Origin of the sequence: Microbispora sp. CL1-1 (genome assembly GCF_012034195.1) — a bacterium.
In the GTDB taxonomy this organism is placed as follows: domain Bacteria; phylum Actinomycetota; class Actinomycetes; order Streptosporangiales; family Streptosporangiaceae; genus Microbispora.
The window spans coordinates 28,192-52,759 of the sequence record NZ_JAATEK010000049.1 but is presented as its reverse complement, the minus strand read 5'-3'; the positions used below and the strand labels follow the sequence as shown (position 1 = coordinate 52,759).

Sequence of the window (24,568 nt, the reverse complement as noted above, 5' to 3'; positions counted from 1 at the left end):
AAGTCGGCCGCGAAGGCGGCGGGACGTATGAACCTGCTGATGTGTCACCTTCTCGATACCGCTGCGGTCGCCGAGCAGATCTGGGATCACTACCTTGCCCCGTCGACCAAGGCCTGGCTGGAGGATGTGGCAGGAGGTCCTGGGCGCGGGCGCCGGTTCTTCGCCTGGATCTGCGGCATCCATGATTGCGGGAAGGCGACTCCAGCTTTTCAGCAGATGGACGAGGCGGCGGCGCGAGCAGTCAGGCAAGCAGGGCTGACCTGGATGTCCACCGGTCGGCAACGCTGGCGCCACGACCGGGCCGGCGGGAAGCTCATCCGGGATGTGCTGGGAGAAGCCGGGTGGGCCGACGACCATATCTCATGGATTTGGCCCTTGATCGCTGGGCACCACGGCAAGTTTCCTTCTTCAGGAAGCTTGATCGAACCTGTCCGTGCACGGGGTCATCTCCACGGCAAGGGCCCCGGATGGTGTCGGGTGCAGTCGGCGGTGGTCGAGGTCTTCACCCGCCAGTTGGGGTTCGAAGGGCTGAAGGAGGTTCAGCCCCTACGCGTTCCCAGTCGCGCCGATCAGCTGCATCTGAGCGGCTTGGTGGTGATGGCGGACTGGATTGCCAGCGATGAACGTCACTTCCCGGGGATCGATGATCTACGCGACGTCAGCCTGACAGTGTCCCGCGGACGCGCCGCCAAAGCGTGGGAGAAGTTGGGATTGCGAGGCGGCTGGGGGGCGCTCACAGTTCCCGGGAACGAGATGTTCCAGGACCGTTTCGGGCATGGTCCGCGTCTCTCCCAGGTGATGGTGATGGATGCCGTGCGGCGCATGGGTGGCCCAGGTCTTGTGATCGTCGAGGCGCCGATGGGGGAGGGCAAGACCAAGACCGCTTTGCTGGCGGCGGAGATCCTGGCTGCCCGATTTGGAGCAGACGGCGTGTTCGTCGGCATGCCGACCCAGGCGACCAGCGACCCGATCTTCTCCCAGGTGCGCGAGTGGGCGGGCAAGGTGGCGCCGGGTCTGGAGTCGCAGGTGGCGCTGCTGCATGGCAAGCGCCGTTTCAACCGGGAATGGCAGGCTCTGCTGGAGGAGGTCGGCGACAGCCCGGACGACATTTACGGCACCGTGGACGAGGACGCCCTGTACGGGATGTCGTCGTTCGACATCGGCGAGGTTCTTGAGCGGCGGGCGCCTGCGGAGTGGTTCTTGGGCAGCAAACGGGGGCTGCTGACCCCGCTGGTTGTGGGAACGATCGATCAGCTGCTGTTCGCCGCGACCCGCACCAAGCACGTGATGCTGCGGATGGCCGGCCTGGTCGGCAAAGTCGTGATCCTGGACGAGGTGCACGCCGCTGACGTGTACATGTCCCAGTTCCTGCTAGAGGGACTGCGTTGGCTGGGGCAGGCCCGCGTGCCGGTCGTCCTGCTCTCGGCGACGTTGCCGCCCGCCCAACGCCGTGCCCTGGTCGATGCCTACCTCGCCGGTGCCGCGTCGAGTGAGGATCCACCGGCACTCGACCTGCCCGCGCCAGGCGGTTATCCGAACGTCACCGCGGTCTGGCTGGAGGACACGGGTCCGCAGCGGCTGGTCGAGCACTGCTCTTCCTGGCGGGATGACCTCAGTGTACGGATCGAGGTGCTCTCTGAGCCCTCCCTAGCGGCCTCCGCACCAGACATGGGTACGGATGCGGTCGTCACGCTGCTGGCCGACCGTCTCGACGACGGCGGCTGTGCCCTGGTGATCCGCAACACCGTCGACCGCGCCCAACAGACCTACCAAGCCCTGCGTGCCCACTTCGGGGACGACGTCCTGCTCCTACACGGGAGATTGCACGCCGCCCATCGGGCAGACCGAACGGAGACCGCGCTCGCCCGGCTCGGGCCGTCGACCGAGCTCCGCCCCCGCACGATCCTGGTCGCGACACAGTTGGCCGAGCAGTCGTTCGATGTGGATGCCGACATCTTGGTCACGGACCTGGCCCCGATCGACCTGCTCCTGCAGCGGATCGGCCGGCTCCACCGCCACAACGACATCCCCCGGCCAGCGAAGGTTCGTGAACCCTGCGTCGTGATCACAGGATTCGACGCCCTCGGCACAGGTGCTCCGTGGATTCTCCCGGCCAGCGAAGCGATCTATGGCCGCTACCTGTTGCTACGCACCGCCGCCCTCGTCTCCGCGACCGGCACGTCATCCTGGGACATCCCCGGCGAGGTTCCCACTCTGGTCGCAGCCGTCTACGGGAACAGACCGGTCGTACCGGAGGCATGGGCGAAGGCGGAACGTGAAGCGTTCGCCAAGTGGGACTCAGATGAGAAGGCGCGCGCGGACAGTGCCCAGAAGTTCCTGCTGACGCGCTTCAGGGAACACGAGAACACGACCTTGGAGGGCCTGCACTACGCCGAGACCAAGGGCCCTGATGAAATCGTCCAGGCCATCGTCCGCGACGGCGAACCCACCATCGAAGTCGTCATCGTCCACAAGGACTCCAGCGGCTACGCCACCTGGACGGGACGGCGCCTGGGCATCAACGGGGAGGTGCCGGCTGACCTCCTTGATGAGGTTCTGGGCGGTACGGTTCGCCTGCCTGCCAAGCTCGCGACGGCAGCCGAAAATGAGCTTCAGCCGTTGGACGGCTGGCGAGACCACCCGTGGCTGCGCTACAGCCGTGCACTCAAGCTCGACCCGGCAGGACGAGCGCGTCTTGACCGCTGGAAGGTCCGTTACACCAGAGATCTCGGACTGATCGTGGGCAAGGGCAACAGTGACACGGGCTGAAGGGCCTGCGGCGCTTGGCCGGTCGCGAGCTGGAACCAAGCGAAATGTCGGTGCCCGCCTCTACGCTCACCCCTGACTTTCCTCGGTACGGCACTTCCCCCCGAAGGCAGGCCATAGATGGATCGGTTCGACCTGGTACATGACGGCTGGTTGCCGCTGCGGCGGCATGATGGCGCTCTGCTCGAGGTGGGCATCGAGAGGGCCCTGACCGAGGCGGACACCTTCACTGAGCTGGTGGTCGAGCTCGCGACGCAGGTTCCCGCGCTGCTGCGGCAGGTGCTGTTGCCGGTCGTCGCGGACTCCGTGGGCTTGCCGGCCGATCGTGCGGAGTGGCGCGGGCGTTTTGAGGCCGGGGCGTTCAGCGAGGCTGAGTGCGACCAGATCCGCACGTACCTGGCGAAGCACAGCGAGCGGTTCCAGGCGTTCGGCCAGACTCCGTTCGCGCAGGTGGGCAGCCTGGAGGCGGTCAGCGGGGAGACCAAGGGCGCCGGTCTGCTGGTGGCGACGGAGTCCACCGGCAACAATGTGCCGCTCTTCGGGGCGCGGACCGAGGCCGAGCCGCCCGCCCTGACGCCCGCGGAGGCGGTGCGGTGGCTGGTGCACGCCCACTGCTGGGACACCGCGGCGATCAAGACCGGCGCCAAGGGCGACAGCAAGGTCAAGGCCGGCAAGACAACGGGGAACCCCACGGGTCCGCTGGGCCAGCTCGGCGTGCTCATCCCTACCGGCCGCACGCTGTATGAAACCTTGCTGCTGAACCTGCCCGTCGGGCCGAGGTCGGCGTTGGGCACTCCGCACTGGCGGCGTCCCCCGGCGGGCCCGGTCTGGGCCGCCGCTGGCTATCCCGATGGGCTGCTTGATCTATGGACGTGGCAGTCGCGCCGGATCCGGCTGATCCCGGAGGACACGCCGCAGGGAGTGCGGGTCAGGCGGGTGATCGTGGCGGCGGGGGACCGCATGCGGGAGCTTCCGGAGTGGGAGCCGCACACCGCCTGGAAGTACGACAAGCCGGCGGCGAAGGCCAAGGCCGCCGATCGCAAACCGCGCCGGCACATGCCCGGCAAGACGATCTGGCGCGGTCTGGAAGCGCTGCTGGCCGTCCACCACAGTGACCTGGACGGCGGGTCGGTGGAGACGAGCAGCCTGCTGAGGCAGGCCGCCGATCTGCGAGCTGTTGGAGCGCTCCAGGAGGACTACCCGCTGCGCGTCGAGGCGTTCGGGATCATGTATGGCAATCAGTCGGCCGTCATCGAGGACGTCTACCACGATCTGATCCCGTTGCCGGTGGCCGCGCTGCAGGCGGACGCCGAGTTGTACGGGGTGCTGGTGGAGATGACCAGCCAGGCAGAGCAGCTCGCCCGGGCGATCAACCACCTGTCGGCGGACCTGCGCCGGGCCGCGGGACTGGACCCGATCCCGTGGGACAAGGGGCAGCGCCCCGGGGAGCAGCTGCTGCACCGCCTCGACCCCGTGGTGCGCCGTGTCCTTGGCCACGTGGGCGGCCTCGACGATGAACAACTGGAGAAGGTGCTGCTGGCCTGGGAGCAGGTCGCCTACCGGATCACCCGCCAGATCGCCGACGAGGTGTTCGCTGCGGTGCCGGAGTCGGTGTTCGCCCCGCGTCGCGGCAGCAGCGATCAGGAGGGGCCGGCCGCCAAAACCGGGCTCGGCCATGTCGAGGGCAAGCTGCGACGCGATCTTTCGGCCATTTTGCCGCGCGCCGCCGAGCACCGGCGTGCCGCCTGACCTCCTCCCCCAAACCCCCATTCAGCCTGTTGGAGCGTGATATCGCGATGGCGACCCCGTACTGGAATCGTGCAGCCGCCGACGGGACCTGGCTGACCGACACGCGAAGCCGGCGCCCGCTCGGCCCGCCACCGGGGGAGGACCTGGCCGCGATGCGGGCCGGTCTTGGCCGCGGCTTCGGCGAGGTCCCCAAGCTGTGGCCGTACTACACCGTCGAGATCGACGATGAACTGGCGCGCCGCGGCCAGGCATCAGTCGAGCAGAAGGCCGAGCATGCCGCCCTCGCCCTGTACGGGCTGCACCAGCAGTCCAAGAGCATCTCGATGCACCGCCCGGACGTGCGGCTCGGCACCGCGCTGGCGCGCTTGCGGGCCAGCGACCGGTTCAGCGAGAAGGCGATCGACGATCGCGTGGAAGCGGCGGCTACGACCACGACCCCCGAAGCGCTGCTGATCCGGCTGCGGGGCCTGGTCGATCTGCTCCGGGTCGTCAACCAGCCGCTCGACTACACCCGCCTGATGCGGCTCATCCGCGACTGGCACTACGACGACCGCCGCCGCGCCGCCCGCCGTGCCTGGGCCCTGGACTACCAGGTCTGGAGACAGACCGCACCGCAGGACGAGCCCCCGGCCGCGTTCTGACCTATCCCCCAACCGAGCTGATCGGAGACGACGATGTCCAAGCGCCAGTACGTGGACTTCCACATCATCCAGACGGTTCCCCCGGCGAACCTGAACCGGGACGACCAGGGCAATCCGAAAGAGGCCCGGTTCGGCGGGGTGCGCCGTGCACGGGTGTCGTCGCAGGCGTGGAAGCGCGCCACCAGGCGTGCCTTCGACGACAAGCTGCCCGAGGCCGACCACAGCACCCGCACCAAGCGCATCGCCGGGCAGTTGACCGAGCGCATCGCATCACGCACCGGTGTCGAGGCTGAGGCAGCGGCGCGGATCGCCGGGGCGCTGCTGGAACCGCTGGGAATCAAGGCTGGCAAGAAGGCAGGAGACACCGCCTACCTGCTGTTCTTCGGCTACCGGCAGCTGGACGACATCGTCGACCTGATCGCCGACGAGGCCAAGACCCTGGCCGGACTGGACGACGAGCAGCTGAAGGCGGCAACGAAGGACCTGCCGGTAGCCGACCGGCTCAAGAGCGGCCACCCGATGGGCGTGGCTCTGTTCGGCAGAATGGTCGCCGACATCCCCTCGTTGAATGTGGACGCCGCCACCCAGGTCGCCCACGCCATCTCCACACATGCGGTCGAGATCGAATCCGACTACTACACCGCCGTCGACGACGAGAACGAGGCCGACGAGTCCGGCGCAGGGATGATCGGCAACGTCGGGTTCAACGCCGCCACCCTGTACCGGTACGCCACGGTCGGCGTGCACCAGCTCGCCGACAACCTCGGCAGCGTGGAGGTCGCGATCGAGGCGGTTAGTCGGTTCGCCGAGGCGTTCGCGTTGTCGATGCCGACGGGGCACATCAACTCCTTCGCCCACCGCACCCGCCCCAGCCTGGTCGCGGTCGTGGTCCGCGACGACCAGCCGGTCAACCTTGTCTCCGCTTTCGAACGGCCCATCCGCAACGCCGATGGGATCGCCGCCGCCTCCGCCGCCCGCCTGGCCGAGGAGTACGAGCGCTCCAGCCGTCAGTGGGGTGACACGCCCGTGCATGTCGCGGTCTCGCACGCCTTCGACAACGACAGTGATTTCACCGCAGCGTTCGGCGCCAACCAGCCCTTCAGCCGGCTGCTGTCGGGCCTGAACGAGGCCCTGACCACCTCGTGGAAGACGAACTGATGGCCGAACCCCGCCACGAACAGGCCGTTTTGCTGCTGCGGCTGGCCGGGCCGCTGCAGTCCTGGGGCGACCAAAGCGCTTTCAATCGGCGCGACACCCGGCCGCAGCCGACCAAGTCCGGCGTGATCGGGCTGCTCGCCGCCGCCACCGGCCACCCCCGCCACGAACCCCTCGGCGACCTGCTCGGACTGAGCATGGGGGTGCGCGTCGATCAGGAGGGCACGCTGCTGCGTGACTACCACACCGTCAGCGACTACCAGGGCCGCCCGCTGCCCCAGGCCGGGGTCTCGGCCAAAGGCGTGCAGAAGCCGACCTCGCCCGCCAAATACACCCACATCACCCAGCGCTTCTACCTCCAGGACGCGGTGTTCGTCGCCGCCGTCGCCGGTCCCAAACCGTTGATGGAATCGCTGGCCGAGGCCGTCACCCACCCCGCGTTCCCGCTGGCGCTCGGGCGGCGCTCTTGCGTCCCCTCCCAGCCCATCCTGCTCGGCCTCACCAGTGAGCCGATCCTGGACGCGCTGACCACCCAGCCATGGCAGGCCGGCGAGTACGCCCGCGCCGAGTTCGAACGACAGCACGGGCGGCAGGCGTTCATCGATCGGATGGTGACCGTCGAGGCCGTCGACGGCGACCAGATCCTGCACGACGAACCGCTCTCGTTCGATCCGCGCGACCGCCGCTACGCCACCCGGCGCGTCACCCACCTCTGGCGCTCCATCCCCACCGGGTTCGACAACCCGGTCCCGCCGTCCGACGCTCCCTCCGCACATGATCCGTTCGCCCTGCTGGGCTGGTGACCACCGATGACCTACCTGTCCCGCATCAGAATCAACCCGCTGCGCGCCCAAAGCCGCGCCATGCTCGCCAGCCCCCGCGTCATGCACGCCTACGTCTGCGCCGGCATCCCCGGCACCCCCGACAGCGAGCGCATCTTGTGGCGGCTGGATGTCGACAACCCGCACCGGCCCCTGCTGTTCGTCCTCACCCAGTCCAAACCCGACTGGACCCACATCGTCGAGGCCGCCGGCTGGCCCGACGCCGACGACGAACACTTCGCCATCGGCGACTACACCCCTCTGCTCGCCCGTATCGCTCCTGGCCGCGAGTTCGCCTTCCGGCTGACCGCCAGCCCCGTGCAGAACACCAACCGCCCCGACAAACCGACCCCCACCCAAGCCGCGCGGATCGCCGCGGGGGACCGCCGCTCCTTCCGGCTCGCTCACCGCACCGCGACCGCCCAACTCGGCTGGCTCCTGGACCGCACAACCCGGCACGGCTTCGACATCCCGCCGGCGCATACCGACCCCGCCGTCCCCGGCCCCGCCGACGACAAGGCCCTACCTGCACCGGACGTTCGGCTCATCGCCCGCAACCGGCACGAATTCAGCAAAGGCGACCGGGGCAGGCGCATCACCCTGCACACCGCGACCTTCGAAGGCCGCCTGCGCGTCACCGACACCGCCCTGCTCACCGACGCACTGCTGGGAGGCATCGGCCCGTCCAAGGCCTACGGATGCGGACTGCTCACCCTCGCCCTGCTCCCCGGCGGTCAGTGAGCGGCAGATGGCTGACATCTGGTGGAAAGCCCACCCGCACGACCTGCACCGTGTCGCCGACCGTGTCTCCAGCGTCTATGTCGAACGCAGCCACATCGACCGGGACGAGAACGCCGTCGTCATCATCAACAAACGCGAGACCGTCCGCGTCCCCGCCGCGATGGTCGCAGTCATGCTGATGGGCCCCGGAACCCGCGTCACCCACGGCGCGATCCGCCTGCTCGCCGACTCCGGCACCACCGTGTGCTGGGTCGGCGAACAAGGCGTCCGCATGTACGCAGCCGGCCTTGGCCCCGCACGGGGTGCCAACCTCCTGCACCGCCAAGCTTGGCTCGTCACCCGTACCAAGGAACGCCTGAACGTCGCCCGCGCCATGTACGCGATGCGCTTTCCCGGTGAGGACGTCTCGACCGCGACCATGCAGCAGCTTCGCGGACGTGAAGGAGCACGCGTCCGCAAGCTCTACCAAGCGCATTCCCAGCGGACCGGCGTCGCCTGGAACCGCCGCGAATACCGCGCCGGTGACGCCCATGCCGCCGGCGACGACCTCAACCGCCTCCTGTCGGCCGCCAACGCCGCCCTGTACGGGATCTGTCATGCGGTGATCGTCGGCATCGGTGCCAGTCCAGGTCTCGGCTTCGTCCACACCGGATCGGCCATTTCCTTCGTTCTGGACATCGCCGACCTCTACAAAGCCGACTTCACCATCCCCCTGGCCTTTGATCTCGCCGCCAAGGGACTCACCGAAGAACGCGACGCCCGCATCGGCCTTCGCGACCGCATTGCCCAGACCCGCCTCCTGGATCGGATCGTCACCGACATCAAGAACCTCCTCGCCCCCGGCGAACCAGATGCGCTGGACGACGACCTGAACCAGCTCTGGGACGAACGGCTCGGCACCGTCGCGGGCGGCATCAACTGGGCCGACGAGTCCGACCTGGCCATCAACCTCGGCCTCAACCTTGTCCAGCCGAGTATGGGTGAAGACCACATCGCCGTCATCGGCCCCGAATTCGACACCCCCGGCCTCACGCCATGACCGTTGTCGTCCTCATCGCCGCTCCCGAAGGTCTCCGCGGCCATCTCACACGATGGATGGTCGAGGTCAACGCCGGAGTCTTTGTCGGCAACCCGAGCCGCCGTATCCGCGACCGCCTATGGCATCTGCTTGCCACCCGAATCGGAGACGGCCAGGCCATCCTGGTCGAACCCGCCAACAACGAACAAGGATGGACCGTCCGCACCGCAGGCAAAGATCGCTGGCACCCCACCGACTTCGACGGCCTCATCCTGTCGGCCCGCCGCCGAACCCAACCGAATGAAAACCGCCCCCAGGCCAGATAAACGTGCAGCTCAGCAAGTGTCGCCCCCGCGCCCGCGGGGATGGTCCCACGATCGTGCCGTACGCGCTCCGGTCGGCGAAGTCGCCCCCGCGCCCGCGGGGATGGTCCGTATCCATACTGCCGGGCTCCGGTCGCGCCACAGTCGCCCCCGCGCCCGCGGGGATGGTCCCCCGGCGTGGATCTCGGCGGCGCTGCCGGTTTCGTCGCCCCCGCGCCCGCGGGGATGGTCCCACCAGGTGCCGCAGGAACGGGGTTGCGCATCGGTCGCCCCCGCGCCCGCGGGGATGGTCCGTCGTCTAGCCAGATGTTGACGGCGCTCTGCTCGTCGCCCCCGCGCCCGCGGGGATGGTCCCGTCCCGACCCGCACGCCCGAGCAGGTGCGTAAGTCGCCCCCGAGCCCGCGGGGATGGTCCGAGCTCGCCGGGCGGCTGCACGCCCTGCTGAAAGTCGCCCCCGCGCCCGCGGGGATGGTCCTGAGTGCCAGTGCGAGCCGTGGGAGCGGCGCGAGTCGCCCCGCGCCCGCGGGGATGGTCCCCCTCGCCTGTATGTCGCGCGCCGAGTATGGTGGTCGCCCCCGCGCCCGCGGGGATGGTCCGGCGAACGGGCAGCTCGGCGTGTCCGACAAGCAGTCGCCCCCGCGCCCGCGGGGATGGTCCGAGCATGGCCGAGGCGTGGGACACGTACACCACGTCGCCCCCGCGCCCGCGGGGATGGGCCGCGGATCACGATCCGGAAGCCGGAGTCGTGGAGGCGCGCCAGGATGGCGGCGAGACGGAGCCGTCTACCTACGGAACAGACCCGAGCCGCGGCGGGTCGGCCAGGTGCGCGGCGACGGCGGCGGTGAGGGAGTCGTCCTCGGCGAGGTCGTCGGCGCCGATGACCGACAGCAGGGCTCGTACGGCGTCGGCGCCCCGCCGGTCGGCCCACGCCTGGCTCAGCCGCGCCGCGGCGGGGTCGTCGGGCTCGCCGTCACGGGTGTGCCTGGCCCACGCGGCCAGCGCGAGCTCCAGCATCGGCGTCTGCGCGCCCGCCGCGCGTAGCTCGCGCAGCGGGGCCAGCCAGCGCTCGGGCACCTTGAGCGAGCCGTCGGCGGCGATCTGGCGCAGCCTGTGCCGCATGGCGTGGTTGGCGAAGCGCTCGATCAGGGCGTCGGTGTACGCCTCGGAGGAAAGGCCGCCGGTCAGCGTCGCCGCCACCTCGGCCGTGTAGGCGCGTACGACCGGCTCGCCCCACGGCGTGTCCATGACGTCGGCCACGGTCTCGCACCCCGCGGCCAGCCCCAGGTAGGCCATGAGCGAGTGGGCGCCGTTCAGCAGCCGCAGCTTCATCATCTGGTACGGGCGGACGTCGGGCACGAAGGTGACGCCGGCGGCCTCCCAGCGGGGCCGGTCGGAGGCGAAGGCGTCCTGGACGATCCACTGGCTGAACGGCTCGCCCACCACCGCCCCCTCGTCCCGCAGGCCCAGCGCCAGCGCGGCCGTACGGAGGTCGGCGTCGGTGGTGGCGGGCACGATGCGGTCCACGACGGTCGAGGGGAAGGCGACCGTGGAGTCGATCCAGTCGAGCAGGCGATCGCGCTCCGGCCAGCCGCTCGCGGCGGCGTATTCGCGGACGAGCCGCCCGGTGATCTCGCCGTTGCCGACCATGTTGTCGCACGACACGACGGAGATGGGAGCCCCCACCCGCATCCGCGCACGCAGTCCGGCGACGAGCTGTCCTACCACGGTGGCCGGCGTGGGCGCCCCCGCCAGGTCGGCTCGCACCAGCGGATCGCCGACGGCGAGGCCACCGGTCGCCGGATCCCACCGATAACCCTTCTCCGTCACCGTGATCGTGACCACGGCCACGTCGGGGCTGGCCAGCAACGCCGCCAGCCGGTGCCCGTCGTCGACCGCGTGCAGCACCTCGACGACGGACCCGACGACCTGGACGGCGGGTCCGCCGAGCTCCCGCCGCGCCAGGGAGTAGAGGCCGTCCTGCGGGCGAAGCCGGTCCACGACCGTACGGCTGCGCTGGGTGACGCCCGCGATGCCCCAGCCGCCACCATGCGCGGCCTCGGCCGCCTCGGTGTAGACGGCCTGGTGGGCCCTGTGGAAGGCGCCGATGCCGAGGTGGACCAGGCGTGGTCGCAGCGAAGCGGGGTCGACCGCGGGGCGCGACGGCTCGGGCACCCGGGACAGCGTGGCTCGGGAGAGCCGGTCGGTGGTGCTCACCAGTCGTGCACCGAACCGTCGGCCCTGCGGCTGACCGGCAGATACTTCGGCTCGTACGGGAAGTGGGCGGCGGCCTCCTCGTCCATCTCCACGCCCAGGCCCGGCGCCGTGGAGGGGTGGAGGGCGCCGTCGCGCAGCTCGTACGTAGGGCGGAACACCTCGTGGGTGACCGGTTCGTGCTCCATGTACTCCTGGACGCCGAAGTTGGGGACGGTCACGTCCAGGTGCACGGCCGCCGCCATGCTGACGGGCGACAGGTCGGTGGCGCCGTGCGAGCCGGTGCGCACCTGGTACAGCTCTGCCAGGTTGAAGATCCGGCGGACGTGGGTGATGCCGCCGGCGTGTACGACGGAGACCCGGATGTAGTCGATGAGCCGCTCCGTAATGAGCTGCTGGCAGTCCCAGATGGAGTTGAAGACCTCCCCGACGGCTATCGGCGTCGTGGTGGCCTGGCGGATCTGACGGAAGGACTCCTGCAGCTCGGCGGGGGTGGGGTCCTCCATCCAGAACAGCCGCAGGTCCTCAAGACGCCGCCCGAGCCGCCCCGCCTCGGTGGGGGTGAGCCGGTGATGCACGTCGTGCAGCAGGTGGAAGTCGAAGCCGAACCGTTCGCGCACCGCCGCGAGGTAGCCGGGGGCGAAGTCCAGATATGCCTCGGTCGACCACATCTGCTCGTCCGGCAGCGAGGCGTTGGCCGGTTCGTACACTCCCCGGCCGTGCCTGACGCCGTAGCTGCCGGGGGTGCCGGGCACGGCGGCCTGGGCGCGGATCGCCTGGTAGCCGAGATCTCTGAAGCGCGCGATGTCGTCCAGCAGTTCGGCGACGTCGCCGCCGCTGGCGTGGCCGTACACCATGGCGCCCTCGCGGGCCTTGCCGCCGAGCAGCTCGTAGAGCGGCAGCCCGGCCACCTTGCCCTTGATGTCCCACAGGGCGGTGTCGACGGCGGCGATGGCGGTCATGGTCACGGGACCGCGGCGCCAGTAGGCGCCCTTGTAGAGGTACTGCCAGGTGTCCTCGATGCGGGCGGGGTCGCGGCCTATCAGCAGCGGCACGACGTGGTCGCGCAGGTAGCCGGCGACGGCCAGCTCGCGGCCGTTGAGGGTGGCGTCTCCCAGGCCGGTCACGCCGTCCGAGGTCGTGATCTTCAACGTCACGAAGTTGCGCCCCGGCGAGGTGACGATGACCCTCGCGTCGGTAATGGTCGCCATATATCCCGCTCCCCTCAGGCGCCCGTGGTCTGGACGGCGCGGGGCTGGTCGGCGTACTCCTTGCCGGCCAGGCGGCCGGGCGCCGTCTCGGGCATGAAGAACAGCGCGATGACGCTGATCAGCACGAGAGCGCCGACGTACACCGCCACCCAGCCGAAGGAGCCGCCACCGGCGATCAGCAGAGCGGCCGCGACCACCGTGAAGGGGCCGGAGGCGATCATCGAGCCGAACTGCCAGACGAGCGAGACGCCGCTGTAGCGGACCGCGGCCGGGAACAGCTCGGGGAAGTAGGACGCCTGCGGCGCATAGGTCCCCGCGTGGCCCAGCGCCAGACCGGCGACGAGGAGCAGCACGATGACGGCCATGTTTCCGGTCTCGATGGCCTTGAACGCGGGCACGATCAGCACCAGGTTCAGCACGGCGGCGGCCAGGTAGACCGGGCGGCGGCCGATCCGATCGGTGAGGCGGCCGATCAGCGGGATCGTGATGAGCTCGCACACGATCGCGATGATGACCGCGTTGAGCACCATGGAGTCGTCCACGCCGTGCTGCTTGCCGTACGAGACGAGGAAGACGGTGTAGAAGGGGAACACCGCGGCCTCGACGAACTTCGTGAACAGCCCGCCGAACACCTCCTTGCGGTGGTTGCGCATCAACAGGGGCAGCGGGGCGCTTTCCGCCTGCTTCTTCCTCCTCGCGGCCTTGAAGACCTCCGACTCGTCGATGCGCAGGCGGACGAACAGGCCGATGACCACGACGACGGCACTGAGCAGGAACGGCACCCGCCAGCCCCACGAGAGGAACGACTCTTCGGAAAGGGAACCGGTCAGCACCGCGAACAGCGCGCTGGGCACCAGGTAGGCGGCGGGGCTGCCGAGCTGCACGAAGCTCGCGTACCAGCCGCGGCGGGCGGGCGGCGCCGCCTCCATGGTGAGCAACACGGCGCCGCCCTGCTCGCCGCCCACCCCGAACCCCTGCACGAGGCGGACGAGCACCAGGATCGCCGTCGCCCACATCCCGATCTGCTGGTACGTGGGCAGCAGGCCGATGGCGAAGGTCCCCAGGCCGGTCAGCAGCAGCGTCGAGACCAGCGCCCGCTTGCGGCCGATCCGGTCACCGATGTGGCCCCAGACCAGGCCCCCGAGCGGCCGGGCGAAGAACCCCACGGCGTACGTCGAGAAGGCCGCCAGCGTCCCGACGGCGGGATCGACCTCGGGGAAGAAGATCTTGTTGAAGGCGAGCGCGGACGCGGTGCCGTAGATGAAGAAGTCGTAATACTCCGCCACGGTTCCGACGACGGACGCTCCGACGGTCCGCCGCAGGTCCCTCGGCGCGACTGCATCTCCATCGTTCATGAACGGCCTCCTCGCAGACGACTCAGATTACGTACTCGTTACGTGGTCGACTACCATACAAGTGCACCAGACACTTTTGTCTAGTGGTAAGAAGGACTCCTATGGCATCGAAGGAAGGACTGCAGGCCGCTCGCGCTCGCGGCAGGAACACCCGCCAGCTCGTGCACGAACTGCTACGGACCCAGATCATCAATCTCGAGCTGGAGCCGGGCGCGGCCCTGTCGGAAAACGACCTCGCCGCTGAGCTGAACGTCAGCAGGACCCCCGTGCGGGAGAGCCTGATCCTGCTGACCGACGAGGGGCTCGTCGATGTCTATCCACAGATGGGCACGTTCGTGGCGCGCATCAAGTTCAGCGACATCGCCTCGGCGCAGTTCATCAGGGAGGCTCTGGAGATGGCCGCGTTGCGCGAGGCGGTGACGCGGGTCACCGACCGCGACGTGGCCGACCTGCGCACCCTGCTCTCCGCGCAACGCGACGCGGAAGAGCGCGCGGACACCGAGGCCTTCTTCCAGCTCGACGAGGAGTTCCACGCGCGGCTCATGGCGGTCAGCGGCCACGGCGACGCCTGGCGCGTCGTCGGTCAGGCCAAGGCGCAGCTCGACCGGGCCAGGCGGCTGTCGCTACCGCTCACCCAGCAGCTCCACCTGCTGATCCGCCAGCACACCGACGTGGTCGACCGGCTGGAGGACCGCGACCTGGAGCTCGCCGAGGAGGCGCTGCGGCGGCATCTGCGCCTGGTGCTGAGCGACGTGGAGAAGATCAGGGCCCGGCATCCCGAGCTGTTCAGCGACGACGACGTGCCGGTCCGCCCGCGCCGCGAGACCCGGCGCTCCTCTGCCCAACCCCGATGAGCCCGACCCCGATGAGCCCAACCCCAATGAGCCCGAACCCCGATGAGCCCGAACCCCGATGAGCCCGACCCCGATGAGCCCGAACCCGATGAGCCCGTGAATCCACCGCGACGAGAGGAACGCATGTGAGCACCGCAGCGCCGGGGGAGGAACGGCTCCCTCTCGGAGGGCCGTCCATGAGCGAGCGGACCGGGGGGCTCGTCACCGTGGGAGAGACCATGGCCCGGCTCACCGCCGGGCGCGTCGGGCCGTTGCGGCACTCCTCCGACATGGCCGTCGGCATCGGCGGCGCCGAGAGCAACGTGGCGATCGCGGTGCGGCGGCTCGGTGGTTCCGCCACCTGGATCGGCCGCGTGGGGGCGGACGGCTTCGGCGACCTGGTGCTGCGAGAGCTGCGGGCCGAGGGCCTGGAGGTGCGCGGCCTCGTCGACGACCAGGCGCCGACCGGGCTGATGGTGAAGGAACGGCGCACCAGTAGTTCGCTCAGCGTCTGGTACTACCGGGCGGGCAGCGCCGGATCGCGGCTGCGGCCCGCCGATGTGTCCGAGGAGGCCATCGCACGGGCCTCGCTCCTGCATGTCACCGGCATCACCCCCGCACTGTCGGACTCGGCCGCCGATGCCGTACGCCATGCGGTGAGGCTGGCCCGGCACCATGGCCTGATCGTCTCCTTCGACGTCAACTACCGCTCACGGCTGTGGACGCCCGAGCAGGCCGGCAAGGGACTGATCGACATCCTGCGTGACAGCGACGTGGTCTTCGCCGGCGTCGAGGAGGCCGAGCTGTTCGTGTCGGCCACGGACGACCCCCTCGACCTGGCTGCCCGGCTCGCCGATCTCGGCCCCTCCCAGGTGATCGTCAAGCTGGGCGCGCGGGGCTGCGCCGCCGTCATCGACGGGCGCCGCCTGACGCGTGCCGCCGTACCGGTGGATGTCCTCGACCCGGTAGGGGCGGGGGACGCCTTCGTCGGCGGCTACTTGGCCGACCTGCTCGCCGGTGAGCCACCAGAGGTCCGGCTGGACACCGCCGTCACCGTCGGCGCGTTCGCCTGTACGGTCTCCGGCGACTGGGAGGGCCTGCCCACCCGGGCCGAGCTCGGTCTCCTCGCCCGCCGGGAGGACGTGACGCGCTGAGCAAGGCCCGGAGAGCCGCCAAGCGGTCCTCACTCCCGGCGTTGATCGCGGCGGTTGTCACTGGCACCCCGTTCGAGGCTTGGACCCTGACCATGCTCCCGACCGCAGGCAGTGCCTGGATCAGTGACCCGGCCCGGAGCGACCGCTGTTGTGGACAGTGGTTCGGCGGACGTGGGCTGAATCGCCCTCAGAGTTGCGCGCCGTGGGTCTTCTGCTTGCCGGCGAGGATGCCCTGGGCGTCCTGCGGCCCGGCCGAAGGCTCCCGGCTGTTCTCAGGCCTGTCGGCGAGCTTGAGCCAGACCACTCCGGCGATGATGATGGCCAACCACAGGGCCTTGACCGGGGTGAGGGTCTCGTCGAAGAAGATGGGACCCAGCAGCGCCGCACCGGCCGCCCCGATTCCTGCCCAGACGGCGTAGCCGATACCGACGTCGATGGTGCGCAGCGCGACGCTCAGCGCCCAGAGCGTCAGAAGGAAGAACACGACGGCGACCAGCGACCACTGCAGGCGCGTGAAGCCGTGGCTGCCACCGACGGAGAGCGCGTACCCGATTTCGAACCCTCCGGCGAGGAGGAGCGTGAGCCAGGAGCTGGCCGATGAGCGGCTGTTGTCGGACATGTACGCGATTCCTTTCGCGAGGATGGGGTCAGAGGCTGGCGGGATCTCTAGGCGACACCACTGAGCTGGAGGCCGACGACCCCGATGATGATGACGGCGATGCCCACCGCCTTGCGCCAGGTCAGGCGCTGGCCGAAGAGCAGCACGCCGAGCAGGGTGATGCCGACACCGGCGACGGACGTCCAGATGGCGTAGCCGACGCCCACGTCGAAGGTCAGCAGAGCCTGGCTGAGGAAATAGGTCGCGATGGCACCGCTGAGCAGGGTCGCGATGGTCCACTTGCGGTTCTTGAAGCCTTCGGCCTTTCCGGCCGCGATGGCGACGGTGATCTCGAAGATGGTCGCGATGGCGAGGTAGACCCACTGCATGAGCAGTCCTTTCGTTGATGGGGGCCGGTTGTGAGGCCGGCCGCCATGAGTTCGCCGTTCCATGTGAACGTGGTGGCACGGCAGAGCGCTGGTGCGCCAGGAGGTCGGGCGGAGTCGGGGTGGTCCGGTCGTCGGTGTCACCGTGAGCCGGTCGCACAGTCGGGCGCTGCGAACCCGGCCAGTTGAACGCCGGGTCGTGTCAGCACCCGTCGATGCCGCAGGCGGCGCCTTGGGCGACCGCCTGTTCGGCCTGGGCGTCGAGCACGGCCTTGCGGATCTGGGCTGCGGTGGGGACGCCTTCGATGCGGTGGCGCCCGCCGATGATGATCGTGGGAACGACGGAGATGCGGTGCGCCTCGGCGGTCCGCAGTGCCTCCTGGTGGGTCTCCGTGTACGTCCCGGATTCCAGCGCCTTGATGAAACCGGCCTTGTCGAGGCTCAGTTCTGAGGCGATGTCGGCGAGGACATCCAGTTGACCGATATCCCGGTTCTCCTGGAAGAAGGCCCGCAGCACGCGCGGAGTGTATTCCGCGGCCTTGCCGTGCTCGGCCGCGTACTGGTAGCCCTCGAACGCCAGCCGGGTGTAGGGCTGCGGTGAGACCGTGGGCAGAGTGATGTCCACGCCCATCCGCCGGGCCATGGGATAGACCGATCGTTCCCAGATCGCCGGCAGGTACTCGTCCTCCGGCCGCAACGTCGGGGTCGGGTAGGGCCGCAATTCGTACGGCATCCATTCGACCTCGACGTCGAGGTCGTGGGTGGCCTCGTGCAGTGGCCCCTCGGCCAGCATGCAGAACGGACAGACATAATCCGACCAGACTTTGATACCGACCTTGCTGGTCTGCGTATCGGTCATCTTCACCTCCGGTCCATGGCGAGGAATTCTTCGAACGGCTTGGTCCCCTCGGGGATCTGCAGCGAAGTGACCTTGATCGGCCAGGCCGCCGGGTCCTTGGCGAAGATCGAGTACGACCCCGAGTAGTCGAAGCCGTACCTGGCGGCCGTCTCGCGGTCGGCCGCGTGGACGATGTGGCCGACGTTGAAATACAGCGCAACCATGTAGCACAGCGCGCAGGGCTCTCCGGAGGCGATCAGCGTGGCCCCCGCGGTGGCGTGCAGCCCATACTTGGCGGCGGCCTCACGCAGCGCGACCACCTCCGCGTGCGCGGTGGGGTCGTTGTCCTCGCGTACCCGGTTGAAGCCCATGCCGAGGACACGACCGTCGTTGACCACCACTCCGGAAAACGGGATGCCGCCCTTGGCGACGTGCTCGCGGCTGATCCGTACCGCCGCACGGACGTATTCGATCAGCTCGCTCTCTGGGATCTCGGTATGGGACATGTTCGCTTCCCGTCTCAGGCCGTGGTCCGGCTCCGCCGGACGGCACCGCCGACGGTGGAGGCCAGGGACCACGGGCGGTCAGAGTCCCCGGCAACCTGCCGAACATTTGCTTGTACGTGCATGTTCGTAGCCTTCATGGGTCCCCCTGCGTGAGTCAAGCGAGTGGGTTAAGCTTGCATGAACATGTATCTTTGTGTCAACGCGCTGCCCGAGATGGAGCTGCTTCATGACTACGATCTCTCAGGCGCCGGCCGCCTCGTCCGACCAGGCCGTGTGGGGGAGGGTCCTCACCCTGCACGCGCAGGTGGAGCGTCAGCTCACCCAGGCCCTGCAGCGCAGGCATGGAATAGGGCTCTCCGAATTCCGTGCCCTGGAGTGTCTCGTCCAGGCCAAGGACGGCGAGCTGCGCATGCAGGAGCTCGCTGACAAGGTCGGGCTCGGGCAGAGCTCGGTGACCCGGCTGGTCGGCCGGCTCTTCTCGGCCGGCTTCGCCGTCCGGGACGTGTGTCCCGACGACAAGCGCGGCGTCTACGCCGTCATCGTCGATGCCGGCAGGCAGCGCTACGCCGAGGCGCGTGGCACCTACTCCGAGGTCCTCAGCGCGGCGCTCAACACCGCCGGTGCCACCCCGGAGCTGGGCAGCACGGTCCAGGCGCTGCGCGGCGCGGTCTGAGCGGCATCGTTTCCCCTTTCCGGGTTGAGCCCCCGGACGAATCGCCCGCCGAAAGCCGTCCCCCGGGACGGCTTTCGGCGTTTTCGTGCGTGGGGCGGGCGAAGATGACCGGTTTCGGTCAGCGGGGCGTTTCAGTCGCGCATTGAGGGCGCGCATTGAGGGCGCGCATTGAGGGCTTGCCGGCCGGCGCTCCGGTCTGGTCGCCACACCGAGCCGGAAGGCCCGCACCCGTGAAACCGGTGCGACCTCATCGTGCAGCCCGACCGTAAACATGCGCAGTCAAGTACCTCCGGACGGTTGACGAATCGGATCAAAATACATGCTTGACTATGCATTGATCGTAGGTACAGTTGATCACGGCTCGATCACAGGGTCGTGATGCCGGGTCGTGATGCCGGGTCGGTCGCGCTATGGCCGCAGGCACCGAGAGTTCTTTGGCGACTCGATCGCCGTCCGCCTCCGCTGTAATCGCTTCTCTCATGAACAGATGCAGGAATGGGGGAAACCGTGCCATCACCACGCCTTCTTGATGCGCTGGCCGCGCACGCCCGAGGCCGGCCCGACCAGGTGGCCCTGATCCGGGGCGAGCAGCAGGTGACGTACCGCCAGTTGGCCGGCGTCGCCGAGGACCTGTGCGGTGTCCTGAACAGTCTCGGGCTCGACCGGAGGCAGCCGCTGTGCGTGCCCGCGCACAAGACGCCCGCGACGATCGCCCTGCTCATCGGCGCCTTCCGGGCCGGCTACGCGGTCCTTGCGCCCTCGCCCGAACTGGGCTCCACCGCCCGTGCGGCGCTCGCCGCGCAGGCCCGGTGCTCCCGGGTGCTGACCGTGGATGACCAGGGGGTCCTTGCCACCGCCCCGGTCGTGCCGGACGAGCAGGCCGCACGGGACTTCGACGCCGTGGACCCCGCCACCGCACCGCTGCTGCTCACCACCTCCGGTTCCACTGGTACGCCGAAAATCGTCCCCATCCCTGGCGATGCCTTCGACCGGTTCGCCGACTGGGCGACCGGCCGGTTCCGCCTGACCCAGAAGGACACGCTGCTGAGTTACGCCCCCCTGAACTTCGACCTCTCCCTGCTGGATGTGTGGACCCCGCTATGGCTGGGCGCCCGAGCCGTTCTCGTCGAACAGGAGTTCAGCGCGGACGCCCGTCACCTGCAGGAACTGGTCACCCGGCACAAGGTCACCTTCGTCCAGGGCGTGCCCATGCTGCACCGGCTGCTCACCCAGGACGGCGCGATCCATCCGGCGGTCCGCACAGTGATCTTCACCGGGGACGCGCTGCCGCAGGCGCTGCTGCGGCAGCTTGGCACCGCCTTCCCCCACGCCGGCTTCCACAACGTCTTCGGATGCACAGAGACCAACGACAGCTTCATCTACGACGCCGACCCTGCGGAGGCCGGTGAGCGGATCCCCATCGGCCGGCCGCTGCCCGGGGTGCGGGCCCTGCTGCTCGACGACGAGGGCCAGGTCCTTCACGGTCCCGGTACGGGTGAACTTCTCGTGAGCACGCCGTTCCAGACCTCCGGATACCTGCAACGCTCCCGCAACGAAGGGGTGTTCGTGCCTGCTCCCGACGGCGGCGACGAGGTCTTCTACCGCACCGGCGACCTCGTCACCCGGGACGCCGACGGCCTGTACTGGCTGAAGGGGCGCACCGACTTCCAGGTCAAGGTCCGCGGGGTGCGGACCAACATGCAGGAGGTCGAGAACGTCCTGGCGGCTCACCCCGACGTCGCCGAGGCCGCCGTGGTGGCGATCCCCGACCCCGAGGCCGGCTACCGGCTGCATGCCCAGGTGACCCGTCGGCCCGGCACTTCGCTCACCTCGTTGCGACTGCGCCTGCACAGCGCCGAGCGCCTGCCCCGCCATGCCATCCCGTCCTCCGTGCACGTGGGTGACGCCCCGCTGCCGCGCACATCCACCGGAAAACCCGACCGCAATCTCATCAAGTCAGCACGACAGAAGGAGAACCGCGCATGACCTCCCTGGTTGACGAAATACGGGGATACATCGTCGCCGAGTTCCTCGACGGAGAGGACACGGCGGAGCTGACCTCGGACTTCGATCTCATCAACAGCGGTGTCGTCGACAGCCTGGGCGTGGTCCGGATCGTTTCGCACATTTCCCGGACCTACTCGATCCCGACCGACGACATCCCTTTGACCCCGGACGGCTTCCGCAGCATCGGCGCCATTTCGGCGTTCGTCGAGAACGCGACGAAGACCGCCGCCTGAGCCGGCGTCCGGATTCGGGCGGAAGACCGGAAGACGCTCCTGGAGCATCTCCCGAACATTTTCCGGAAGGCAACCAACCTCAATAAGGAGACTGCCATGATTGTCCGCAGCAGCAGTGAGATCGTCCCCGTCGAGTGGGGAAACGGCACCAGCTACCGCCTGCTCACCGAGGCCGACGGCATGGGCTTCACGGTGTGCGAGACCTCGGTCCGCAAGGGCACCACGAGCGCCCTGCAGTACCGCCGTCACCTCGAGGCCTGCTACTGCACCGGCGGCTCCGGCGAGATCGTCACCGTGTCCGGTGAACGCTTCAAGATCACCGAGGGCACCTTATACGCCCTCAACGAGCACGACGCCCACTACCTCGTGGCCTCCGATTATGAGGATCTGAGGCTGGTTTCCGTGTTCACCCCGGCCCTGCGCGGTGACGAGAAGCACACGCTGTCTTCCGACGGCTTCTCCCAGTACTGAGATTCCGCGATCCGGTCCGCCCCGCCGGCAGCGGGGCGGACCCGGCCCCGACCAGCGACGTACCGGAAGGCGGCACACCTATGACGTCCGCACCGTCGGCACCGCGCACCGCCGGCATCGAATGGGACCCGTACACCCTCACCGCCCCCTGGGCGGACGAACTCAACCAAGATGTCGAGGAGTGGGACGCCCGCGCGGAGTTCCCCTGGGAGAAGTGGAAGATAATCCAGCGCTCTGGACTGCTCGCCGTACCGTTCGCGACGCAGTACGGCGGCCGCGGCGGCACCCTGACCGACACGATGCGCGCCCTGGAGGGCCTCGGGCGCACCTGCCGCGACATCGGCCTCGGCTTCTCCGCCTCCACCCAGATCGTCAGCGTCGGCGTCCCGCTGCAGGCGTTCGGCGCCGAGGAGCTCAAGTCCCGTTTCCTGCCCGGGATCGTCACGGGCGATCTGGTCACCGCGCACGCCATCACCGAGCCGGGCAACGGCTCGGACGCCCTGAACATCTCCACCACGGCGACCCGCGACGGCGACGACTACGTCATCGACGGCGGCAAGATGTTCATCACCAATGCCCCGATAGCCGATCTCTTCCTGCTGTACGTACGGACCGCCGAGCCCGGCCCGTTCGGCCTGAGTGTCTTCCTGGTCGAGCGAGACACCCCCGGTCTCCGGGTAGGCGAGCCGCTCGACAAGATGGGGCTGCGCACCTCCCCGCTGAGCGAGGTGACGTTCGAGGGGATGCGTGTGCCCGCCGCACGGCGCATCGGCCAGGAGGGCGCCGGCTTCCTGATCCTCGACTATGTGATGAAGCGGGAGATCCTTTTCTCCTTTTCCCTCACGCTCGGCGAGATGGAACACCGTCTGGAGCGGGTGCTCGGGTACGCCAGGTCCCGCCGCCAGTTCGGCGCACCGATCGGTGCCTTCCAAGGTGTCGCTCACAAGATCGCGGACATGAAGATCGCGGTGGAGACCGCCCGCAAGTGGCTCACCGACACCGGCGCCAAGGTGGAAGCCGGCCAGGACGCCACGCTCGACATCGCCGCGACCAAGATCGTGGTCAGCGAGGCCAACAAGCGCACGGCGCTCGACGCCGTCCAGATCTTCGGCGGCCAGGGCTATCTCACCGCCACCGGCATCGAGCGGGACGTCCGCAACGCGATCGGCGGGACCATCTACTCCGGCACCAGCGAGATCCAGCGCAACCGCATTGCCTCCCTCCTCGGTCTGTGAGCCGAAAGCCGACGAAAGGGTGACCATGAACGCAGCGACTTCGGGCGACCTCCGACGGCTCACCGCGCCCACCGGCTTCCTCGACTACGAGAGCGACTCAGTCCAGTCGTTCATCGACGAGGCGGTCAGCGACCGCGGCGCGGACAAGCGCCGGCTGGCCGTCGAGCTCTACTACGCCGTCCGAGACGACGTCCTCTACGAGGTGTACGGGGCCGATCTGTCCCCGCAGGGACTGCGGGCCAGCCACACCGCGTCCGTCCGCGAGGGCTTCTGCCTGCACAAGTCGACGCTGTACGCGGCGGCCTGCCGGGCCGTGGGCATTCCCGCCCGGGTCCACTACGGCGATGTGCGCAACCATCTCGCCTCCGACCGGCTGCGCGCCCACGTCGGCGGGGATGTCTTCTTCCACGCTCTCAACTCCGTCTACGTGGACGGCAGATGGGTCAAGGCCACCCCGGTCTTCAACAAGATCCTGTGCCGCCTGTACGGGATGAAGCCGCTGGAGTTCGACGGCACCGCCGACAGCCTGTACCACCCCTTCGACGACCAAGGCCGCCAGAGCATGGAGTTCCTGGCCGACCACGGCGGCTTCGACGACGTTCCCTACGAGTTCGTGATGGAGAACATGCGCCGCAAGCACCCCAACTTCCTGAGCGCCGCCGGCACCGGCACGGTCCGTGGCGGCTCGCTGGCCGCCGAGGCGCCCGCCTGACCCGGCCCGACGACGAGGAGACGCCGAGATGAACACTATCCGAGCACAGAAGGACGGCTGGGAGGCCCGGGCGCGCATCGGCCTGGTCGTACCGCACGCGGACGTGGGCCCGGAGTCGGAGTTTCAGGTGATCGCGCCCGAGGACGTGTTCCTGCACGGCTCGCGCGTCCACTTCGGCGCCATGCGAGCCGGCGGCGAGATGGACCCGAAGATTCCGCACGACCCGGTGCGGGCCTTCGTCGAGCCGCCGCACATCGACCACGCGGTGGAGTTGCTGGCCGCCTCCCCGCTCGACGTGATCGCGCTGGGCTTCACCAGCTCCGCCTACGTCCTCGGAGCGAGCGGTGAGAAAGAGCTGTTCGACCGGCTGGGGCGCCACACCCGCGGCATCCCGCTGACCGGCACCACCGCTGCGGCCGTGACCGGCTTCGCCGCACTCGGCGCCCGCAAGGTGGCGATCGTCAATCCGCCGTGGTTCGACGACCGGCTCTCCGGGCTCGGCGCCGGCTACTTCACCGAGCAGGGCTTCACGGTCGTCCACCACGGCCCGTGCGGCCTGCCCAGCAACCAGAAGCTGATCACCCCGCACGCCCTGGCGGACTGGATTCGCACCACCGTCGCGGGGCACCGGCCCGACGCCGTCCTGGTCGCCGGGAACGGCATCCGCGCGGTCGGCGTCATCGACGCCCTGGAGCAGGAGCTGGACTTCGCCGTCCTGACCGCCAACCAGGTGCTGTTCTGGCACGCCCTGCACCTGGCCGGGGCCGGCGAGATCGCCCGGGGGATCACCGGCTACGGGCGGCTGTTCGAAACGGCGCCCGGGAGCGGTGCGTCATGAGCATGCTGCCCGCCCTGGCGACGAGTCCAGGCTCACCTTCCCGCTGCCAGAGCACCACGACCCTCCCCTGAGGGGGCCCGAGGTCGGCGGCC

The 24,568-nt window shown here is 69.1% G+C and carries 24 protein-coding genes and 1 CRISPR repeat array; of the genes, 17 read left to right on the top strand and 7 right to left on the bottom strand.

From position 1 onward, the window contains the following. From cas3 to cas2e, 8 genes are all read left to right on the top strand, one after another. A partial coding sequence (cas3, locus tag HCK04_RS35290) for a CRISPR-associated helicase Cas3' (protein WP_142651691.1) occupies positions 1-2,769 on the top strand: 2,769 nt, incomplete at its 5' end. Positions 2,770-2,886: 117 nt separating this feature from the next. Further along, positions 2,887-4,515 (top strand): type I-E CRISPR-associated protein Cse1/CasA, encoded by a 1,629-nt coding sequence (casA, locus tag HCK04_RS35285; RefSeq protein WP_142651690.1) that lies wholly within the window; start codon positions 2,887-2,889, stop codon positions 4,513-4,515. A gap of 47 nt (positions 4,516-4,562) precedes the next feature. Further along, positions 4,563-5,156 carry a type I-E CRISPR-associated protein Cse2/CasB gene (casB, locus tag HCK04_RS35280; RefSeq protein ID WP_142651689.1) on the top strand — a complete coding sequence of 198 codons (594 nt, stop codon included), beginning with the start codon at positions 4,563-4,565 and terminating at the stop codon, positions 5,154-5,156. 33 nt (positions 5,157-5,189) lie between these two features. Next, positions 5,190-6,314: a type I-E CRISPR-associated protein Cas7/Cse4/CasC gene (gene cas7e, locus HCK04_RS35275; RefSeq protein WP_142651688.1), complete on the top strand. Its 1,125-nt coding sequence runs from the start codon at positions 5,190-5,192 to the stop codon at positions 6,312-6,314. Further along, positions 6,299-7,114, top strand: a complete 816-nt coding sequence (gene cas5e, locus HCK04_RS35270; RefSeq protein ID WP_205831110.1) for a type I-E CRISPR-associated protein Cas5/CasD — start codon at positions 6,299-6,301, stop codon at positions 7,112-7,114. The genes cas7e and cas5e overlap by 16 nt, the downstream gene beginning before the upstream one ends. A 6-nt stretch (positions 7,115-7,120) precedes the next feature. Continuing rightward, positions 7,121-7,873: a type I-E CRISPR-associated protein Cas6/Cse3/CasE gene (cas6e, locus tag HCK04_RS35265; protein WP_142651687.1), complete on the top strand. Its 753-nt coding sequence runs from the start codon at positions 7,121-7,123 to the stop codon at positions 7,871-7,873. A gap of 7 nt (positions 7,874-7,880) precedes the next feature. Next, on the top strand, positions 7,881-8,912 hold the full coding sequence (gene cas1e, locus HCK04_RS35260) for a type I-E CRISPR-associated endonuclease Cas1e (protein ID WP_142651686.1): 1,032 nt from the start codon (positions 7,881-7,883) through the stop codon (positions 8,910-8,912). Next, on the top strand, positions 8,909-9,217 hold the full coding sequence (gene cas2e / locus HCK04_RS35255; RefSeq protein WP_142651685.1) for a type I-E CRISPR-associated endoribonuclease Cas2e: 309 nt from the start codon (positions 8,909-8,911) through the stop codon (positions 9,215-9,217). The genes cas1e and cas2e overlap by 4 nt, the downstream gene beginning before the upstream one ends. Positions 9,218-9,235: 18 nt before the next feature. Then, positions 9,236-9,933: a CRISPR direct-repeat array (repeat unit 28 nt; unit sequence GTCGCCCCCGCGCCCGCGGGGATGGTCC). Positions 9,934-10,001: 68 nt separating this feature from the next. Here cas2e and HCK04_RS35250 read toward each other — a convergent pair. The 3 genes from HCK04_RS35250 to HCK04_RS35240 are packed head-to-tail and all read right to left on the bottom strand — an operon-like array spanning position 10,002 to position 13,992. Beyond that, positions 10,002-11,429, bottom strand: a complete 1,428-nt coding sequence (locus HCK04_RS35250) for a mannitol dehydrogenase family protein (protein WP_142651684.1) — start codon at positions 11,427-11,429, stop codon at positions 10,002-10,004. Then, the gene (gene manD / locus HCK04_RS35245; RefSeq protein WP_142651683.1) at positions 11,426-12,637 is read right to left on the bottom strand and encodes a D-mannonate dehydratase ManD; all 1,212 of its coding nucleotides are present in this window, start codon (positions 12,635-12,637) and stop codon (positions 11,426-11,428) included. Before manD ends, HCK04_RS35250 begins: the two co-directional genes overlap by 4 nt. A gap of 14 nt (positions 12,638-12,651) precedes the next feature. After that, the gene (locus HCK04_RS35240) at positions 12,652-13,992 is read right to left on the bottom strand and encodes an MFS transporter (RefSeq protein ID WP_142651682.1); all 1,341 of its coding nucleotides are present in this window, start codon (positions 13,990-13,992) and stop codon (positions 12,652-12,654) included. 101 nt (positions 13,993-14,093) lie between these two features. Between HCK04_RS35240 and HCK04_RS35235 the strand changes: the two genes are divergently transcribed. Both HCK04_RS35235 and HCK04_RS35230 read left to right on the top strand, forming a co-directional pair. Then, a complete protein-coding gene (locus tag HCK04_RS35235; RefSeq protein ID WP_142651681.1) occupies positions 14,094-14,846 on the top strand; it encodes a GntR family transcriptional regulator in 753 nt (250 codons plus the stop codon). A gap of 125 nt (positions 14,847-14,971) precedes the next feature. Continuing rightward, complete coding sequence (locus HCK04_RS35230; RefSeq protein ID WP_328855204.1) at positions 14,972-15,979, top strand: sugar kinase; 1,008 nt, start codon at positions 14,972-14,974, stop codon at positions 15,977-15,979. A gap of 187 nt (positions 15,980-16,166) precedes the next feature. Here the strand turns inward: HCK04_RS35230 and HCK04_RS35225 are convergent, their stop codons facing one another. The 4 genes from HCK04_RS35225 to HCK04_RS35210 form a co-directional block, all read right to left on the bottom strand. Further along, entirely contained in the window at positions 16,167-16,598 is a 432-nt protein-coding gene (locus HCK04_RS35225) for a multidrug efflux SMR transporter (RefSeq protein ID WP_142651680.1), read from the bottom strand. Between the two features lie 47 nt (positions 16,599-16,645). After that, positions 16,646-16,966, bottom strand: coding sequence for an SMR family transporter (locus HCK04_RS35220; RefSeq protein ID WP_142651679.1), 321 nt, complete (start codon positions 16,964-16,966; stop codon positions 16,646-16,648). 199 nt (positions 16,967-17,165) lie between these two features. Then, entirely contained in the window at positions 17,166-17,822 is a 657-nt protein-coding gene (locus tag HCK04_RS35215) for a DsbA family oxidoreductase (RefSeq protein ID WP_142651694.1), read from the bottom strand. Between the two features lie 2 nt (positions 17,823-17,824). Next, the gene (locus tag HCK04_RS35210; protein ID WP_142651678.1) at positions 17,825-18,307 is read right to left on the bottom strand and encodes a nucleoside deaminase; all 483 of its coding nucleotides are present in this window, start codon (positions 18,305-18,307) and stop codon (positions 17,825-17,827) included. Positions 18,308-18,533: 226 nt separating this feature from the next. On the opposite strand from HCK04_RS35210, the gene HCK04_RS35205 reads away from it, so the two are divergent. The 7 genes from HCK04_RS35205 to HCK04_RS35175 all read left to right on the top strand — a co-directional run bounded on the left by HCK04_RS35205 (position 18,534) and on the right by HCK04_RS35175 (position 24,476). After that, positions 18,534-18,980 carry a MarR family transcriptional regulator gene (locus HCK04_RS35205; protein ID WP_142651677.1) on the top strand — a complete coding sequence of 149 codons (447 nt, stop codon included), beginning with the start codon at positions 18,534-18,536 and terminating at the stop codon, positions 18,978-18,980. 507 nt (positions 18,981-19,487) lie between these two features. Continuing rightward, a complete protein-coding gene (locus HCK04_RS35200) occupies positions 19,488-20,966 on the top strand; it encodes an AMP-binding protein (RefSeq protein ID WP_142651676.1) in 1,479 nt (492 codons plus the stop codon). Next, entirely contained in the window at positions 20,963-21,220 is a 258-nt protein-coding gene (locus HCK04_RS35195) for a phosphopantetheine-binding protein (protein WP_142651675.1), read from the top strand. The genes HCK04_RS35200 and HCK04_RS35195 overlap by 4 nt, the downstream gene beginning before the upstream one ends. 96 nt (positions 21,221-21,316) lie before the next feature. Next, positions 21,317-21,691: an ectoine synthase gene (locus HCK04_RS35190; RefSeq protein WP_142651674.1), complete on the top strand. Its 375-nt coding sequence runs from the start codon at positions 21,317-21,319 to the stop codon at positions 21,689-21,691. 80 nt (positions 21,692-21,771) lie between these two features. Next, positions 21,772-22,926 (top strand): acyl-CoA dehydrogenase family protein, encoded by a 1,155-nt coding sequence (locus HCK04_RS35185; protein ID WP_142651673.1) that lies wholly within the window; start codon positions 21,772-21,774, stop codon positions 22,924-22,926. 25 nt (positions 22,927-22,951) lie between these two features. Continuing rightward, a complete protein-coding gene (locus HCK04_RS35180; RefSeq protein WP_142651672.1) occupies positions 22,952-23,638 on the top strand; it encodes a transglutaminase-like domain-containing protein in 687 nt (228 codons plus the stop codon). 28 nt (positions 23,639-23,666) lie between these two features. After that, positions 23,667-24,476: a maleate cis-trans isomerase gene (locus HCK04_RS35175; RefSeq protein WP_142651671.1), complete on the top strand. Its 810-nt coding sequence runs from the start codon at positions 23,667-23,669 to the stop codon at positions 24,474-24,476. Positions 24,477-24,568 lie beyond the last annotated feature (92 nt).

Bases quoted from the DNA above. Each gene is read 5' to 3' on its own strand.
- casA (WP_142651690.1), top strand. From the start codon at position 2,887: ATGGATCGGTTCGACCTGGTACATGACGGCTGGTTGCCGCTGCGGCGG.
- casB (WP_142651689.1), top strand. From the start codon at position 4,563: ATGGCGACCCCGTACTGGAATCGTGCAGCCGCCGACGGGACCTGGCTG.
- cas7e (WP_142651688.1), top strand. From the start codon at position 5,190: ATGTCCAAGCGCCAGTACGTGGACTTCCACATCATCCAGACGGTTCCC.
- cas6e (WP_142651687.1), top strand. From the start codon at position 7,121: ATGACCTACCTGTCCCGCATCAGAATCAACCCGCTGCGCGCCCAAAGC.
- cas1e (WP_142651686.1), top strand. From the start codon at position 7,881: ATGGCTGACATCTGGTGGAAAGCCCACCCGCACGACCTGCACCGTGTC.
- cas2e (WP_142651685.1), top strand. From the start codon at position 8,909: ATGACCGTTGTCGTCCTCATCGCCGCTCCCGAAGGTCTCCGCGGCCAT.
- manD (WP_142651683.1), bottom strand. From the start codon at position 12,637: ATGGCGACCATTACCGACGCGAGGGTCATCGTCACCTCGCCGGGGCGC.
- HCK04_RS35240 (WP_142651682.1), bottom strand. From the start codon at position 13,992: ATGAACGATGGAGATGCAGTCGCGCCGAGGGACCTGCGGCGGACCGTC.
- HCK04_RS35235 (WP_142651681.1), top strand. From the start codon at position 14,094: ATGGCATCGAAGGAAGGACTGCAGGCCGCTCGCGCTCGCGGCAGGAAC.
- HCK04_RS35225 (WP_142651680.1), bottom strand. From the start codon at position 16,598: ATGTCCGACAACAGCCGCTCATCGGCCAGCTCCTGGCTCACGCTCCTC.
- HCK04_RS35220 (WP_142651679.1), bottom strand. From the start codon at position 16,966: ATGCAGTGGGTCTACCTCGCCATCGCGACCATCTTCGAGATCACCGTC.
- HCK04_RS35215 (WP_142651694.1), bottom strand. From the start codon at position 17,822: ATGACCGATACGCAGACCAGCAAGGTCGGTATCAAAGTCTGGTCGGAT.
- HCK04_RS35210 (WP_142651678.1), bottom strand. From the start codon at position 18,307: ATGTCCCATACCGAGATCCCAGAGAGCGAGCTGATCGAATACGTCCGT.
- HCK04_RS35205 (WP_142651677.1), top strand. From the start codon at position 18,534: ATGACTACGATCTCTCAGGCGCCGGCCGCCTCGTCCGACCAGGCCGTG.
- HCK04_RS35195 (WP_142651675.1), top strand. From the start codon at position 20,963: ATGACCTCCCTGGTTGACGAAATACGGGGATACATCGTCGCCGAGTTC.
- HCK04_RS35190 (WP_142651674.1), top strand. From the start codon at position 21,317: ATGATTGTCCGCAGCAGCAGTGAGATCGTCCCCGTCGAGTGGGGAAAC.
- HCK04_RS35185 (WP_142651673.1), top strand. From the start codon at position 21,772: ATGACGTCCGCACCGTCGGCACCGCGCACCGCCGGCATCGAATGGGAC.
- HCK04_RS35180 (WP_142651672.1), top strand. From the start codon at position 22,952: ATGAACGCAGCGACTTCGGGCGACCTCCGACGGCTCACCGCGCCCACC.
- HCK04_RS35175 (WP_142651671.1), top strand. From the start codon at position 23,667: ATGAACACTATCCGAGCACAGAAGGACGGCTGGGAGGCCCGGGCGCGC.